Source organism: Pseudomonas sp. FW507-12TSA (assembly GCF_058781435.1).
The window spans coordinates 1-14,491 of the sequence record NZ_JBYSWT010000017.1 but is presented as its reverse complement, the minus strand read 5'-3'; the positions used below and the strand labels follow the sequence as shown (position 1 = coordinate 14,491).

General features: G+C 65.6%; 11 protein-coding genes. 7 read left to right on the top strand and 4 right to left on the bottom strand.

Annotated elements, in window-relative coordinates; genetic code table 11:
• Positions 1–20: 20 nt before the first annotated feature.
• The 5 genes from AC3WK8_RS17205 (at position 21) to etfB (ending at position 6,808) form a co-directional block, all read left to right on the top strand.
• Positions 21–551, top strand: a complete 531-nt coding sequence (locus AC3WK8_RS17205) for a DUF5943 domain-containing protein (RefSeq protein WP_022641515.1) — start codon at positions 21–23, stop codon at positions 549–551.
• 15 nt (positions 552–566) lie between these two features.
• Positions 567–2,627, top strand: a complete 2,061-nt coding sequence (dgcA, locus tag AC3WK8_RS17200) for a dimethylglycine demethylation protein DgcA (RefSeq protein ID WP_068583127.1) — start codon at positions 567–569, stop codon at positions 2,625–2,627.
• Positions 2,628–2,830: 203 nt separating this feature from the next.
• The gene (dgcB, locus tag AC3WK8_RS17195; RefSeq protein WP_103325399.1) at positions 2,831–4,804 is read left to right on the top strand and encodes a dimethylglycine demethylation protein DgcB; all 1,974 of its coding nucleotides are present in this window, start codon (positions 2,831–2,833) and stop codon (positions 4,802–4,804) included.
• Positions 4,804–6,027 carry an electron transfer flavoprotein subunit alpha gene (gene etfA / locus AC3WK8_RS17190; protein WP_103325400.1) on the top strand — a complete coding sequence of 408 codons (1,224 nt, stop codon included), beginning with the start codon at positions 4,804–4,806 and terminating at the stop codon, positions 6,025–6,027. The genes dgcB and etfA overlap by 1 nt, the downstream gene beginning before the upstream one ends.
• Before the next feature lie 10 nt (positions 6,028–6,037).
• Complete coding sequence (gene etfB / locus AC3WK8_RS17185; RefSeq protein ID WP_085594588.1) at positions 6,038–6,808, top strand: electron transfer flavoprotein subunit beta; 771 nt, start codon at positions 6,038–6,040, stop codon at positions 6,806–6,808.
• A gap of 938 nt (positions 6,809–7,746) precedes the next feature.
• Here etfB and gbca read toward each other — a convergent pair.
• The gene (gene gbca / locus AC3WK8_RS17180; RefSeq protein ID WP_103325401.1) at positions 7,747–9,039 is read right to left on the bottom strand and encodes a glycine betaine monooxygenase oxygenase subunit; all 1,293 of its coding nucleotides are present in this window, start codon (positions 9,037–9,039) and stop codon (positions 7,747–7,749) included.
• Positions 9,040–9,329: 290 nt separating this feature from the next.
• Here gbca and gbcB point away from each other — a divergent pair, with 290 nt between their 5' ends.
• Positions 9,330–10,430 carry a glycine betaine monooxygenase reductase subunit gene (gene gbcB, locus AC3WK8_RS17175; RefSeq protein ID WP_103325402.1) on the top strand — a complete coding sequence of 367 codons (1,101 nt, stop codon included), beginning with the start codon at positions 9,330–9,332 and terminating at the stop codon, positions 10,428–10,430.
• Positions 10,431–10,499: 69 nt separating this feature from the next.
• Here gbcB and AC3WK8_RS17170 read toward each other — a convergent pair whose 3' ends face one another.
• From AC3WK8_RS17170 to AC3WK8_RS17160, 3 genes are all read right to left on the bottom strand, one after another.
• Positions 10,500–11,324 (bottom strand): nitrilase-related carbon-nitrogen hydrolase, encoded by an 825-nt coding sequence (locus AC3WK8_RS17170; protein ID WP_022641506.1) that lies wholly within the window; start codon positions 11,322–11,324, stop codon positions 10,500–10,502.
• Complete coding sequence (locus AC3WK8_RS17165; RefSeq protein ID WP_103325403.1) at positions 11,321–12,766, bottom strand: purine-cytosine permease family protein; 1,446 nt, start codon at positions 12,764–12,766, stop codon at positions 11,321–11,323. The genes AC3WK8_RS17170 and AC3WK8_RS17165 overlap by 4 nt, the downstream gene beginning before the upstream one ends.
• Before the next feature lie 169 nt (positions 12,767–12,935).
• Positions 12,936–13,976, bottom strand: coding sequence for a threonine aldolase family protein (locus AC3WK8_RS17160; protein WP_022641505.1), 1,041 nt, complete (start codon positions 13,974–13,976; stop codon positions 12,936–12,938).
• Between the two features lie 115 nt (positions 13,977–14,091).
• Here AC3WK8_RS17160 and AC3WK8_RS17155 point away from each other — a divergent pair.
• On the top strand, positions 14,092–14,491 hold a 400-nt coding region (locus AC3WK8_RS17155), incomplete at its 3' end, for a TraX family protein (protein ID WP_218278010.1).

The window sequence follows — 14,491 nt, the reverse complement described above, 5'->3', positions numbered from 1 at the left end:
ATTTCTGGAGTCAAGTTTCCATGGCCAAGATCGCCCCGCAACTGCCCATCGAAGTCGACAGCGAGACCGGCGTCTGGACGTCCGATGCCCTGCCGATGCTGTACGTACCGCGGCATTTCTTCGTCAACAACCACATGGGCATCGAGGAAGTGCTGGGCGCCGACGCCTATGCCGAGATCCTCTACAAGGCCGGCTACAAGTCCGCCTGGCACTGGTGCGAGAAAGAAGCCCAATGCCATGGCCTGGAAGGCGTGGCGGTGTTCGAGCACTACATGAAGCGCCTCTCCCAGCGCGGCTGGGGCCTGTTCAAGATCCAGGACATCGACCTCGACCAGGGCACCGCCAGCGTCAAGCTCGAGCACTCGGCCTTCGTCTACGTCTACGGCAAGTGCGGGCGCAAGGTGGACTACATGTTCACCGGCTGGTTCGCCGGCGCCATGGACCAGATCCTGGCGGCCCGTGGCAGCAAGATCCGCACCGTGGCAGAGCAAGTCTACGGTGGTTCCGAAGAAGGGCACGACGACGGCCTGTTCGTCGTCAAAGCGTTGTAAGCGGAGTTCAAGACAATGGCTTTCGAAGCGATGTTCCAGCCGATCCAGATCGGCAAACTGACCATCCGCAACCGCGTGCTCAGTACCGCCCACGCCGAGGTCTACGCCACCGACGGCGGCATGACCACCGAGCGCTACGTGAAGTACTACGAGGAAAAGGCCAAGGGCGGCATCGGCCTGGCGATTTGCGGCGGCTCCTCGGTGGTGGCCATCGACAGCCCCCAGGAATGGTGGAGCTCGGTGAACCTGTCCACCGACCGCATCATCCCGCACTTCCAGAACCTCTCCGACGCCATGCACAAGCACGGCGCCAAGATCATGATCCAGATTACCCACATGGGCCGGCGCTCGCGCTGGGACGGCTTCAACTGGCCGACCCTGATGTCGCCGTCCGGGGTCCGTGAGCCGGTGCACCGCGCCACCTGCAAGACCATCGAGGTGGAAGAGATCTGGCGAGTGATCGGCAACTACGCCCAAGCCGCCCGTCGCGCCAAGGAAGGTGGCCTGGACGGCGTGGAGCTGTCGGCAGTGCACCAGCACATGATCGACCAGTTCTGGAGCCCGCGGGTCAACAAGCGGACCGACGAATGGGGCGGCACCTTCGAGAAGCGCATGCGCTTCGGCCTGGAGGTGCTCAAGGCGGTGCGCGCCGAGGTCGGCGACGATTTCTGCGTCGGCATGCGCATCTGCGGCGACGAATTCCATCCCGATGGCCTGTCCCACGAGGACATGAAGCAGATCGCCAAGTACTACGACGACACCGGCATGCTCGATTTCCTCGGCGTGGTCGGTTCCGGTTGCGACACCCACAACACCCTGGCCAACGTCATCCCCAACATGAGCTTCCCGCCGGAGCCGTTCCTGCACCTGGCGGCGGGCATCAAGGAAGTGGTCAAGGTCCCGGTGCTGCACGCACAGAACATCAAGGACCCGAACCAGGCCACGCGCATCCTCGAGGGCGGCTACGTCGACATGGTCGGCATGACCCGCGCACACATGGCCGACCCGCACCTGATCGCCAAGATCAAGATGGGCCAGATCGACCAGATCAAGCAGTGCGTGGGTGCCAACTACTGCATCGACCGCCAGTACCAGGGCCTGGACGTGCTGTGCATCCAGAACGCCGCCACTTCCCGTGAATACATGGGCGTGCCGCACATCATCGAGAAGACCACCGGCGCCAAGCGCAAGGTGGTGGTGGTCGGCGCCGGCCCTGCGGGCATGGAGGCTGCCCGGGTGGCGGCCGAGCGCGGCCACGACGTGACCCTGTTCGAGAAGAAAGAGGCGATCGGCGGGCAGATCACCACCGCCTCCAAGGCCCCGCAGCGCGACCAGATCGCCGGCATCACCCGCTGGTACCAACTGGAGCTGGCACGGCTGAAGGTCGACCTGCGCCTGGGCACCGCGGCGGACGCGGCGACCATCCTCGACCTGCGCCCCGACGTGGTGGTGCTGGCGGTGGGCGGCCATCCGTTCATCGAGCAGAACGAACACTGGGGCGCCGCCGAAGGGCTGGTGGTCAGCAGCTGGGACATCCTCGATGGCCGGGTCGCGCCGGGCAAGAACGTGCTGGTGTACGACACCATCTGCGAATTCACCGGGATGTCGGTCGCCGACTACCTGGCCGACAAGGGCTCGCAGGTGGAGATCGTCACCGATGACATCAAGCCCGGCATCGCCATCGGCGGCACCTCGTTCCCCACCTACTACCGCAGCCTGTACCCCAAGGAAGTGATCATGACCGGGGACCTGACCCTGGAGAAGGTCTACCGCGAGGGCGACAAGCTGGTGGCCGTGCTGGAGAACGAATACACCGGCGCCCGCGAGGAGCGGGTGGTGGACCAGGTGGTGGTGGAGAACGGCGTGCGTCCCGACGAGGCGCTGTACTACGGGCTCAAGGACGGCTCGCGCAACAAGGGCCAGATCGACGTCGAGGCGCTGTTCGCGATCAAGCCGCAGCCTTGCCTGGGCGAAGCGGGCGACGGCTACCTGCTGTTCCGCATCGGCGATTGCGTGTCCCAGCGCAACACCCATGCGGCGATCTACGACGCCCTGCGCCTATGCAAGGACTTTTGACGGCAGCGACAAGTTTCAAGCTGCAAGCGGCAAGTTGAAGCAGGTGTTCGGCAGTGCTTTTGCTTGTCGCTTGCCCCTGGCGTTCTGTAAGGACTTTTAGCCGCCGTTGCAGGTTTTGAGCGGCCAGCCAGAGCGAATGCTCAGCCTTGTTTTTTCTTGCCGCTTGAAGCTAGCCGCTTGCAGCTGACCTTAAGGTGACTGTGATGTTGAATACCCTTCTTCCCATCCTGCTGTTCGCTGCCCTGGGCCTGGCGGTCCTCGGTGCGTTGCGGCGCGCGGCCATGTGGCGCCGGGGGCGAGCCTCCAAGGTCGACCTGGTCGGCGGCCTGCTGGCCATGCCCCGGCGCTACATGGTGGATCTGCACCATGTGGTGGCCCGCGACAAGTACATCGCCAACACCCACGTGGCCACCGCCGGTGGCGCGGTGGCGTCCATCGTCCTGGCGCTGCTGGTGCACGGCTTCGGCCTGCACAACCGCGTGCTGGCCTATGCCTTGCTGCTGATGTCGGCGCTGATGTTCGTGGGGGCGATCTTCGTCTACCGGCGCCGGCGCAACCCGCCATCGCGCTTGTCCAAGGGCCCGTGGATGCGCCTGCCCAAGAGCCTGCTGGCGTTTTCCGCGAGCTTCTTCCTGGTGACCCTGCCGGTGGCCGGGATCCTCCCGGAGCAGTTCGGTGGCTGGCTGCTGGCGGCGATCCTCGCGCTGGGCGTGCTCTGGGGCGTGTCGGAGCTGTTCCTCGGCATGACCTGGGGCGGGCCGATGAAACACGCCTTCGCCGGTGCCCTGCACCTGGCCTGGCACCGGCGCGCCGAACGCTTCGGCGGCGGCCGCTCCACCGGCCTCAAGCCGCTGGACCTGGAAGACCCCAGCGCGCCCCTGGGCGTGGAGAAACCCGTGGACTTCACCTGGAACCAGCTGCTGGGCTTCGATGCCTGCGTGCAGTGCGGCAAGTGCGAGGCGGCTTGCCCGGCCTTCGCCGCCGGCCAGCCGCTGAACCCCAAGAAGCTGATCCAGGACATGGTCGTCGGCCTGGCCGGTGGCAGCGATGCCCACTTCGCCGGCAGCCCCTATCCGTCCCTCGACGGTCGCAGCCAGCCGCTGGGCGAACATCACGGCGGCCCGCACCTGCCGATCGTCGCGCTGCAGGGCAAGGCCCTGGTGGATGCCCAGACTCTGTGGTCGTGCACCACCTGCCGGGCCTGCGTCGAGGAATGCCCGATGATGATCGAGCACGTCGATGCCATCGTCGACATGCGCCGCCACCTGACCCTGGAAAAAGGCGCCACGCCGAACAAGGGCGCCGAGGTGCTGGAGAACCTGATCGCCACCGACAACCCGGGCGGTTTCAACCCCGGGGGGCGGATGAACTGGGCGGCCGACCTCAACCTCAAGCTGCTGCCTGAAGTGAAGAGCACCGAGGTGCTGTTCTGGGTCGGCGACGGCGCCTTCGACATGCGCAACCAGCGTACCCTGCGGGCCTTCGTCAAGGTGCTGAAGGCCGCGGGCGTGGATTTCGCCGTGCTGGGCCTGGAAGAACGCGACAGTGGCGACGTGGCCCGGCGCCTGGGCGACGAGGCGACCTTCCAGCAACTGGCCCGGCGCAATATCCAGACCCTGGCCAAGTACCAGTTCCAGCGCATCGTCACCTGCGATCCCCACAGCTTCCATGTGCTGAAAAACGAATACGGCGCCCTGGGCGGTGACTACCAGGTACAGCACCACAGCACCTACATCGCCGAGCTGATCGCCGCCGGCCAACTCGATCTTGGCCGGCACAAGGGTGGCAGCGTGACCTATCACGACCCCTGCTACCTGGGCCGCTACAACGGTGAGTACGAAGCCCCGCGCCAGGTGCTGCGCGCCCTGGGGATCGAGGTCAAGGAAATGCAGCGCGCAGGGTTCCGCTCCCGCTGTTGTGGCGGTGGCGGTGGCGCGCCGATCACCGACATTCCCGGCAAGCAGCGGATTCCCGACATGCGCATGGAGGACATTCGCGAGACCGGCGCCGAGCTGGTGGCGGTGGGTTGTCCGCAATGCACGGCAATGCTCGAAGGGGTGGTGGAGCCCCGGCCGATGATCAAGGACATCGCCGAACTGGTGGCCGAGGCCCTGTTGGAAAGCGCGGCCCCGAGCAAGGCGCCAGTGGTGAAAGCCGAACCTGCGGAGGTGCACTGATGAGCGAGATTATCCGCCGCGATCCCCGCGCCGAGTGGATCGCCCGCAACCGCCTGCACCCGCTGCATGCGGCCATGCAACCGGCGCAGCACAGCTGGATGGGGCCCAATGGCCTGGTGCGCAAGAACCCCCACGGCATGGGTTTCGTCGGCCCCAACGGGCTCAAGCGCATCGATCGTAGCGGCGCCCAGCAAGGTGGCAGCAGCCACAAGCGCACGGCGGCGGTCGAGGTGCAACTACCGCTGCACCAGCTGGCGCAGCCAGCGTTCTACATCAACGTGGTGCCGGACATGGTCGGCGGCCGCCTGAGCAGCCACGACCGCGACTTGCTGGGCCTGGCCCGGCAACTGGCTGGCCAGGACGGCGCGGTGCTGGCGGTGGTGTTCGGCGAGCACAAGGAATCGAATTTCGCCACGGCCGGGGTCGACCGCCTGCTGGTGCTGCCGGGCAGCGAGTTCGACGGTTATGCACCGGAGCAGCGGGTCCAGGGCCTGCGGGCTGTGGATAACCAGTTCAACCCGCGCCATTGGCTGCTGCCCGACAGCCGCAGCGGCGGTGGCGAATTGGGCCGGCGCTTTGCCGCGGCCCTGGGCGAACGCCCGGCGACCCGGGTCTGGCAGATCAAGGAAGGGCAATGCATCGGCCGCGCCGGTGCGGGCCTGGAGGATCTGGCACGGCCTCTGCCACGGCTGATCCTGGCGGCGGCCGAATGTGCCGAGCCGGTCAGCGAAACCCGTCACGAAGCCTTGCCGGTGGAGTTATCCACAAGCGTGGCCCGCAGCCTGGCACGCATCGAGGATCTGGGCGCGGTGGCGGTGGACCCGGCGGCGATTCCCATGGCCGAGGCCGAGTTCATCCTGTCCGGGGGCAACGGGGTCAAGGACTGGGCGCTGTTCCATCGCGCGGCCCAGGCCCTGGGGGCCACCGAGGGCGCCTCGCGGGTGGCGGTGGACGACGGCTTCATGCCCCGCGACCGCCAGGTGGGCGCCACCGGCACCTGGGTGACCGCGCGGGTCTACGTGGCGGTGGGGATCTCCGGGGCGATCCAGCACCTGCAGGGCATTGGTGCCTGCGACAAGGTGGTGGCGATCAACATGGACCCGGGCTGCGACATGATCAAGCGCGCCGACCTGGCGGTGATCGGCGACAGCGCCGCGATCCTCGAGGCGCTGATCGCCGCCGTCGAAGCCTACCGCAGCGCCGCCAAGCGCGATGCGGCTTGAGGGAACCCTTATGAACAGCAACGTGATCAGCCTGGTCTCCATCGGCGCGCATCCGACCTCCGGTCGGCCACGGCGTGCCGAACAGGATGCCCGGGCCGTGGAACTGGGCCTGCAACTGGCCGGTGGACAACTGCAGGTGCTGCACGCCGGCGATGCCGCCGAGCCGGCCCTGCGTGCCTACCTGGGCATGGGCCTGGAGCAACTGCATGTATTGGAGCAGCCGGCCGGCGCCGATGCCTTGCCAGCCTTGGCCCAGTACCTGCGCCATGCCGGGGCCCAGGTGGTATTGACCGGCAGCCAGGCAGAAACCGGCGAAGGCTCGGGCATGCTGCCGTTCCTGCTGGCCGAGAACCTGGGTTGGCCGCTGGTGGTGGGGCTGGCCGAGGTGGAATCCCTGGAGGATGGCGTGGCCCATGTGCTGCAAGCCTTGCCCCGGGGCCAGCGGCGCCGGCTCAAGGTGCGCCTGCCGTTCCTCGCCACTGTGGATAACGCCGCGCCCAAGCCTCGCCAGAGTGCCTATGGCCCGGCACGGCGCGGGGTGTTGCGCGCCGACCAGGTCATGGTGGTGGAGGACGAGTTGTTCACCGGCGCCAGCCTGCAGCCGGCCAGGCCAAGGCCCAAGCGCTTGAAGGTGATCAAGGCCAAGAGCGGCGCCGACCGCATGAAGGCCGCCACCGCCAAGGCCAGCGGCGGCACCGGCCAGGTGCTCAAGGACGTCAGCGCGCAAGCCGGGGCCGAGGCCATCTTCAAGTTGTTGCTGGAGGAAGGGGTGCTCCGCTAGGGCTGCACCGGTCGTACTAGCGCTATCGCGAGTAATCGAGCGTCGACCGGCTGCTCCTGCGGGGGCCTGGCTTGCAGTCCTGCTTTCACGGTTACTCACAATCCCTGTGCGCGGCTCTGTGGATAAGATGTTCGCGCCTTGCTCCAGCCCATGCAGAACAAGCCCTGCAGCCATCTGTACGAAATTTGATCAGGCTAAATCGTGGTTTTTCCTGGCTTTTTTCCGCGGTGTTGGACTCATCAGGGGGCAGTTGTGCACAGCAGTTGCCCCCAAAGTCTGTTGGCGCTTTTGTGGATAAGTTGTTTGCTCAGGGCTGTAGCCCTTGCAGGACAAGGCTTGGCGCGATCTGATCAAAAAACACCCAAATCGTGATCCTGGGCCTGTCCTGGCGTTTGCAAGGCGGAATTTTCCTGGACTGGAGGGCTTTTCCACAGAAATCGCGGGCAGCGGCTGTAGTTGCCCCCAAAGTCTGTTGGTCGATCTGTGGATAAGATGTTCGCCTCGTGCTGTAGGCCATGTACAGCAAGGCTTGCAGGCGTTTGTTCAATAATTGATCAAGGGCGCGTCAAGCGGCTGTTTTTGCCTAACCCACGGATTTTCCTGGGAATCCCGGGGAAATATCCCCATCCCCAGTGCACTTGCCCACAATTGCTGTGGGCCAAGATGTGGATAAGTTGTTCGCCAACCGCCACGGGCCTTGTAATTCATGGCGTGTACGGCAATAGATCAAATTTCATACAGTGCCGATGCCTGTCTTGACGTTGGGTCCCGTTCGGCTGTGTAGCGGCTGTTCAGGCCGGCAGGCCTTCCAGAGCAGCGGCATTGCCCTCGTGTTGCGCTCGGGCGCAGCTTCGCTGGCGCTCAGCAGCGGCTACAGATGAGTTTCGTGTAGCCACTGCCGAGCTTGCCAGGCCCTCAGATTTGCGGGCGGGCGCAGTTCAGCCGGTGACCGGTACGCCCTTGAGGTAGGGCGCCGGTTCGGCGCCGAGGTTGTTGAGCAGGCGCTCGCTGTACCAGTCGATGAAGTTGACCACGCCGAACTCGTAGGTCTTGGAGTAGGGCCCGGGCTGGTAGGCGGTGGAGTTGATGCCGCGCTGGTTCTCCTCGGCCAGGCGCCGGTCCTGGTCGTTGGTGGCGTCCCATACCTGGCGCATGCGCTCCACGTCATAGTCCACGCCTTCCACGGCGTCCTTGTGCACCAGCCACTTGGTGGTGACCATGGTTTCCTGGGCGCTGATCGGCCACACCGTGAACACAATGATGTGGTCGCCCATGCAGTGGTTCCACGAATGGGGCAGGTGCAGGATGCGCATCGAACCCAGGTCCGGGTTCTTGATCCGGCCCATGAGCTTCTTGCAGCCCTGCTTGCCGTCCAGGGTCATGGACACGGTGCCCTTGAGCAGTGGCATGCGCACGATGCGGTTGCGCAGGCCGAAGCTGGCGTGGGCGTAGGGGATCTTCTCGGCTTCCCAGGCGGCGGCGGAGGCGGCTACGTGGTCCTTGAAGGCCTGGTCGGCCCGTGGGTCGGTAACGTCGTCCCATTCCAGCAGGGTCTTGAGCAGTTCCGGGTGCGAGGCATTGCAGTGGTAGCACTCGCGGTTGTTCTCCAGCACCAGTTTCCAGTTGGCCTTTTCCATCAAGGTGGTCTGCACCGCCACCTTGGTGTTCTCCATGTCGTAGGGCTCCATGTAGTGGGACAGGGTCGCCAGGAAGTCATCGATGGCCGGCGGGTTCTCGGCCAGCGAGATGAAGATGTAGCCACCGGCGGTCTTCACTTGCACCGGCTTGAGGCTGTACTGCTTCATGTCGAAGTCGGCGCCCATCTCGGTGCCGGCGAACAGCAGGCGGCCGTCCACTTCGTAGGTCCACTGGTGGTAGGGGCAGACCAGCTTGGCCACCTTGCCCTTGTCGCTGGTGCACAAGCGCGAGCCACGGTGCCGGCAGACGTTGTGGAAGGCGTGGACCACGCCGTCGGCGCCGCGGATGACGATGATCGGGTTCTTGCCGATCTGCAGGGTGATGAAGTTGCCCTTGGTGGGAATCTCCGAGGTCATGCCGGCGATCAGCCATTCCTTGTGGAAGATCTCCTGCATGTCGATTTCGAACAGCCTTTGATCGCAGTAGAAGGGTTGCGGCAGGGAGAAGGTCCGCTCGCGTTCCTGCAGCATCTGCGCGGTGGCCTTGCGTGCGGGTTCCAGTGGATCGCCCAGGCTCAGGGTGGTGACGTCCATCGTTCAGGTCCTCATGGCCGTTCGGTGCGGCCGGCGTATTAGGGAGTGGCTACGGTCGGTGCTACGCAAGTCACGAAAAAGCAGCTGTTGTCGTGGGGCCGAGTGTGGGTCCCCAGGCGCCGCGAACCTTATCCATGGGCGACATGGCCCAATCTGTTCCCGACGCCGTAGGCCCTGTAGCCGGGGCCTGGTCGCGATAAGCATGTGAATGTCGCGGATAGGTAAACAGGCCCTGGGCGCCTTACGCAGAATCGCTGGCAAGACGCCGACAGTCGGCCGTGGAGAACAGCATGTCCAACACCTTCCTCAACCCGGTAACCACCCAGACCTGGGCCAATGGTCGTCACATCGTCCGTTGCGTCAAAGTCATCCAGGAAACCTGGGACGTACGGACCTTCTGCTTCATGGCCGACCAGCCGATCATGTTCTTCTTCAAGCCGGGGCAGTTCGTCACCCTGGAGCTGGAGATCGAAGGCCAGCCGGTGATGCGCTCCTACACCATCTCCAGTTCGCCGTCGGTGCCCTACAGCTTCTCGGTGACCATCAAGCGCGTACCCGGAGGCAAGGTCTCCAACCACCTGCACGACACCCTGCACGAAGGCCAGGAGCTGGCGGTACACGGGCCGGTGGGGTTGTTCAACGCCATCGACTTCCCCAACCCGAAGATCCTCTACCTCAGCGGCGGGGTCGGCATCACTCCGGTGATGTCCATGGCGCGCTGGTTCTACGACACCAACGCCAATGTCGACATGGTGTTCATCCACAGCGCCCGCTCGCCCAAGGACATCATCTACCACCGCGAGCTGGAGCACATGGCCTCGCGGATCGACAACTTCAGCCTGCACCTGATCTGCGAACGCCATGGCCTGGGCGAGCCCTGGGCCGGTTATCGCGGCTATCTCAACCACAAGATGCTGGAGCTGATGGCGCCGGACTTCCTCGAGCGGGAGGTGTTCTGCTGCGGCCCCACGCCCTACATGCACGCGGTCAAGCGCCTGCTGGAGGCCGCCGGCTTCGACATGGCCCGCTACCACGAGGAGTCGTTCGGCGCGACGCCGGCCGATGCCCGGGCCGATGCGGTGGAGCAGGCCGAACAGGCCGCCGAGGCACCGGAGGTGGATGCCGCCGACCTGCACCAGGTGGAGTTCACCGCCTCGGGCAAGAGCATCCGCGTGGCCCCGGGGGAGACCGTGCACGCGGCGGCGGCCAAGCTTGGCCTGATGATCCCCAAGGCCTGCGGCATGGGTATCTGCGGCACCTGCAAGGTGCTCAAGCTGGGGGGCGAGGTGGAAATGGAGCACAACGGCGGGATCACCGAGGAAGACGAAGCCGAAGGCTACATCCTGTCGTGCTGCAGCGTGCCCAAGGGCGATGTGCGCGTGGAGTTCTGATCGGCTTTCGTGGCGCGGGAGCAAGCTGCCTCGCCACAGGCGGCTCGCTCTGGCAACCGGGCCTTGGGCTCAATACAACGCCGGGCGGCGGTCCAGGTGCACATGGTTATGTTCACTGATGGACTTGTGCCAGGCCTGGCCCAGGTCCAGCTCCGCCAGCAGCAACTGTGCGCCGGCTTGGCGCTCGCGGCCGGCCAGCGGATAGCCATCGGCGTCGACGATGGTCGAGCCGCCGACCCAGTCCACTCCACGTTCCTCGCCACAGCGGTCGCAGGCGGCGATGAACATCCGGTTGACCGCCGCATTGGCCTGCACCCGGACCATCTCCGCCGGGCGTTCGCCGGCCGGTCGCGGCCCGTTGGGCCAGTTCACCGGCGCGCACAGCAGCGCCGCCCCGGCCAGTGCCGGCAGGCGCACCCACTCGGGAAACTCCAGGTCGTAGCAGATCATTACGGCGATCGGCCCAAAGCGCGTGGCCACCACCGGCGGTGGCTCGTTGCCGGGGGTGAAGATCAGGTTCTCGCCATCCCACAGGTGGGCCTTGCGGTACAGGGTCAGCGTTCCTTCCGGCTCGACCAGGGCCGCGCTGTTGGCCACCTGGCCTTGCTCCAGGCGCTCGCAGAAGCCACCGACGATGACCACCTGCAGCTCTGCGGCCAACGCCTTCCACAGGCTAAGGGTGGGGCCGTCCAGGGGCTCCGAGAGGGCCAGGGCCTCCTGCCGGTCATGGAACAGGTAGCCGCTCTGCACCAGCTCCGGCAGCACCACCACCTGGGCGCCCCGGGCGGCGGCCTGGCGGATCGCCGTCGCGCCGAGCTCGCGGTTGTAGTCCAGCTCGCCGATGCGTGGCGCCAGTTGCTGGCAGGCTACTTTCAAGGTGCTCGGGGTATTCATCGGGCCGCTCCTTCCAGGGTTCGTTCGCTGGCCTGGATGGCGCGTTCTTCAGCGGCCAGGTCCAGGTTGCGGGTCAGGGCCCAGTAGACCAGCCCGGCCACCGCCAGGCCGATCACGAAGGCGATGTCGGCGCCGCCCAGGGCCAGGGCCAGCGGGCCCTGGTAGAAGCTCAGGGACATGAACGGCACCATCGCCAACAGGCCGAGGAAGTACGCGGTGAGCCCGGCGGCGGACCAGCGGCCGTAGATGCCGGCGGGGTTGAAGATGTCGCTGATGGCGTAGTGGCCTTTGCGTACCAGGTAGAAGTCCGTCAGGTTCACGGCGGTCCAGGGCACCAGGAAGTACAGCATCAGCAGCACGAAGGTGTTGAAGCTGCCCAGGTAGCTCTCGGGAATGTTCAGGGCGATCAGGAAGATCACCGCCGCCACCAGCAGGATTCCGGCGACCCGGCTCTTGAGGTCGGGCTTGATCGACTTGAAGCCGTCGATGGCGCTGATGCCGGTGAGCATGGCGCCGTAGCAGTTGACCGCCATGATGCCCACCAGCGCCGGCACCGCGATCAGCACGGTGAAGGTGCCGAAGCCCGGGATCAACCGGTTGCCGACGTCGCGCACGCTGGCGATGGCGTCCGGCGAGGGCAGGGCCGAGGCGAGGAACGCGCCCAGGGACATCAGCCACAGGGCCGAGCCGGCGGCGCCCAGGTAGGTCCAGAAGATCACCTGGCGTGACGGCGTCTGGTGCGGCAGGTAGCGCGAGTAGTCGGAGACGTACACCGAGTAGCTGATCTGGTAGCCGGCGGCGGCCGACAGCTGGATCAGGAATGCCGACCAGGAAAAGTGCGCATCGGCCACCGCCGAGTCGGCTTGCAGGGTCATCAGGGCGCTGACGGTGAGCACCGCGAACACGCTGATCATCACGTAGGTCAGCCAGCGCTGCACGCTGTGCAGCAGGTCGTGGCCGACCACGGCGATCAGCACCGCGATGGCGATCATCAGCGAGTACCAGGGCGCCCGGGCGCCGGGGATCACGGTGTTGATGGCGTCGGTGGCCAGGATCACGTTGAACACGTTGAAGCCGATGTAGACGAACACCACGGCGGTGAAGGGCACGATGGCGCCACGCAGGCCGAACTGGGCGCGGGACTGGATCATCTGCGGCAGGCCCATGCGTGGCCCCTGGTTGGCATGGAAGGCCATGCAGAAGGTGCCCAGGCAGACGCCGATGACGATGGCCAGGATCGCGTATTGCAGGGCCAGGCCCAGGGCCGCGCCGGTGAAGCCGGTGACCATGGTGGTGAGCACGAAGTTGCCGGTGAACCAGAACGGGCCCTGGTGCCAGACCTTGCCGTGGCGCTCGTTGCGCGGCACATAGTCGATGGAGCGGGTTTCGATCTTGAGGGACGCAGGCGGGGCTTTCGCGGTAGCGCAGGAGGAGGTCGTCATGGGGCGGTGCCTTTGTTTTTATAGGACGACCCCGGAGTCTCTGATATAGGACGCGGATGTTGAATCAGTGAAGGCAAATAATCAGTTCAGGAATTTGTGAACTGATGACCGGCCCCGCGCAGGGGCCGGCTCTTGAGCGAGGCGCGGGCTGCCTCGCCAGGCGCGTGGCTCAGGCGCTCATCACGGTGCGGATGTCCGCCGCCAGCTCGCGCACGCGCTCTTCCTCGGTGTCCCAGGAGCACATGAAGCGCGCGCCGCCCTTGCCGATGAAGGTGTAGAAGCGCCAGCCCCGGGCGGTCAGCGCCGCAATGGCCGGTTCCGAAAGTTGCAGGAACACGCCGTTGGCCTGCACCGGGAACATCAGCTCCACGCCGGGAATGTCTTCCACCAGCTTGGCCAGCAGTTGCGCGCAGTGGTTGGCGTGGTGGCCGTACTTGAGCCAGGCATCGTTTTCCAGCAGGCCGACCCAGGGCGCCGAGAGGAAGCGCATCTTCGAGGCCAGCTGGCCAGCCTGCTTGCAGCGGTAGTCGAAGTCTTCGGCCAGCTTGTGGTTGAAGAACAGGATCGCCTCACCCACCGCCATGCCGTTCTTGGTGCCGCCGAAGCACAGCACGTCGACCCCGGCCTTCCAGGTCAGGTCCGCCGGCGAGCAGCCGAGGAAGGCGCAGGCGTTGGAGAACCGCGCGCCGTCCATGTGCAGGTTCAGGCCCAGTTCCTTGCAGGTGTCGCTGATGGCGCGTACTTCTTGCGGGGTGTAGACGCTGCCGACTTCGGTGGCCTGGGTCAGGGTCACGACCCGGGGCTTGGGGTAGTGGATGTCCTGGCGCTTGAGGGCCACTTCGCGGATCGAGGCCGGGGTGATCTTGCCGTTCTCGGTGCCGGCGATCAGCAGCTTGGAGCCGTTGGAGAAAAATTCCGGGGCGCCGCATTCGTCGGTCTCGACGTGGGCGGTTTCCGAGCAGATCACGCTGTGATAGCTCTGGCACAGCGACGACAGGGCCAGGGAGTTGGCGGCGGTGCCGTTGAAGGCGAAGAACACTTCGCAGTCGGTCTCGAACAGGCGGCGGAAATGATCCGCGGCGCGGGCGGTCCACTGGTCGTCGCCGTAGGCGCGGTCGTGGCCATGGTTGGCCTGTTCCATGGCGGCCCAGGCCTCGGGGCAGATACCGGAGTAGTTGTCGCTGGCGAATTGTTGGCTCTTGTCGGTCATGGCCGGCTTCCGTATGAGAGGGTTCCGTGGTCGATTATGGTGCGCACTTTACCCAAGAATAACGGCCCCGCACACGCTCTGTTAGCGGGTAATAATGCATGGCACATGAGGATTTATGCGTGACGCGATGTTGACGCCCGTCCCCTTGCAGCGCGACGGCGCACTGGATGCGTTGAAGTGGCTGGCGCTGTTGAGCATGGTCCTGGACCACTTGCGCTATGTGGGCCTGGAACTGGACTGGCTGTATGTGCCCGGACGCCTGGCGTTTCCCTGGTTCTGCCTGGCGATGGCGGCCAATCTTTGGCGCGTCGGCGCTGCGCGGCGGCCCGGGCAGTGGAGCTACCTGGGTTGGCTGCTGGCCTTCAGCGGGCTCAGTGAAATTCCCTACCGGTTGTTCGTTCCCGAGCCCGACACCCTGAACGTGCTGCCGACCCTGGCCCTGGGGTTGCTGGTGGCGCGGGGCTGGCAGCGGCGTAGCGGTCTTGACCTGGTTTTGGGGGTGGTGGCCCTGGGGC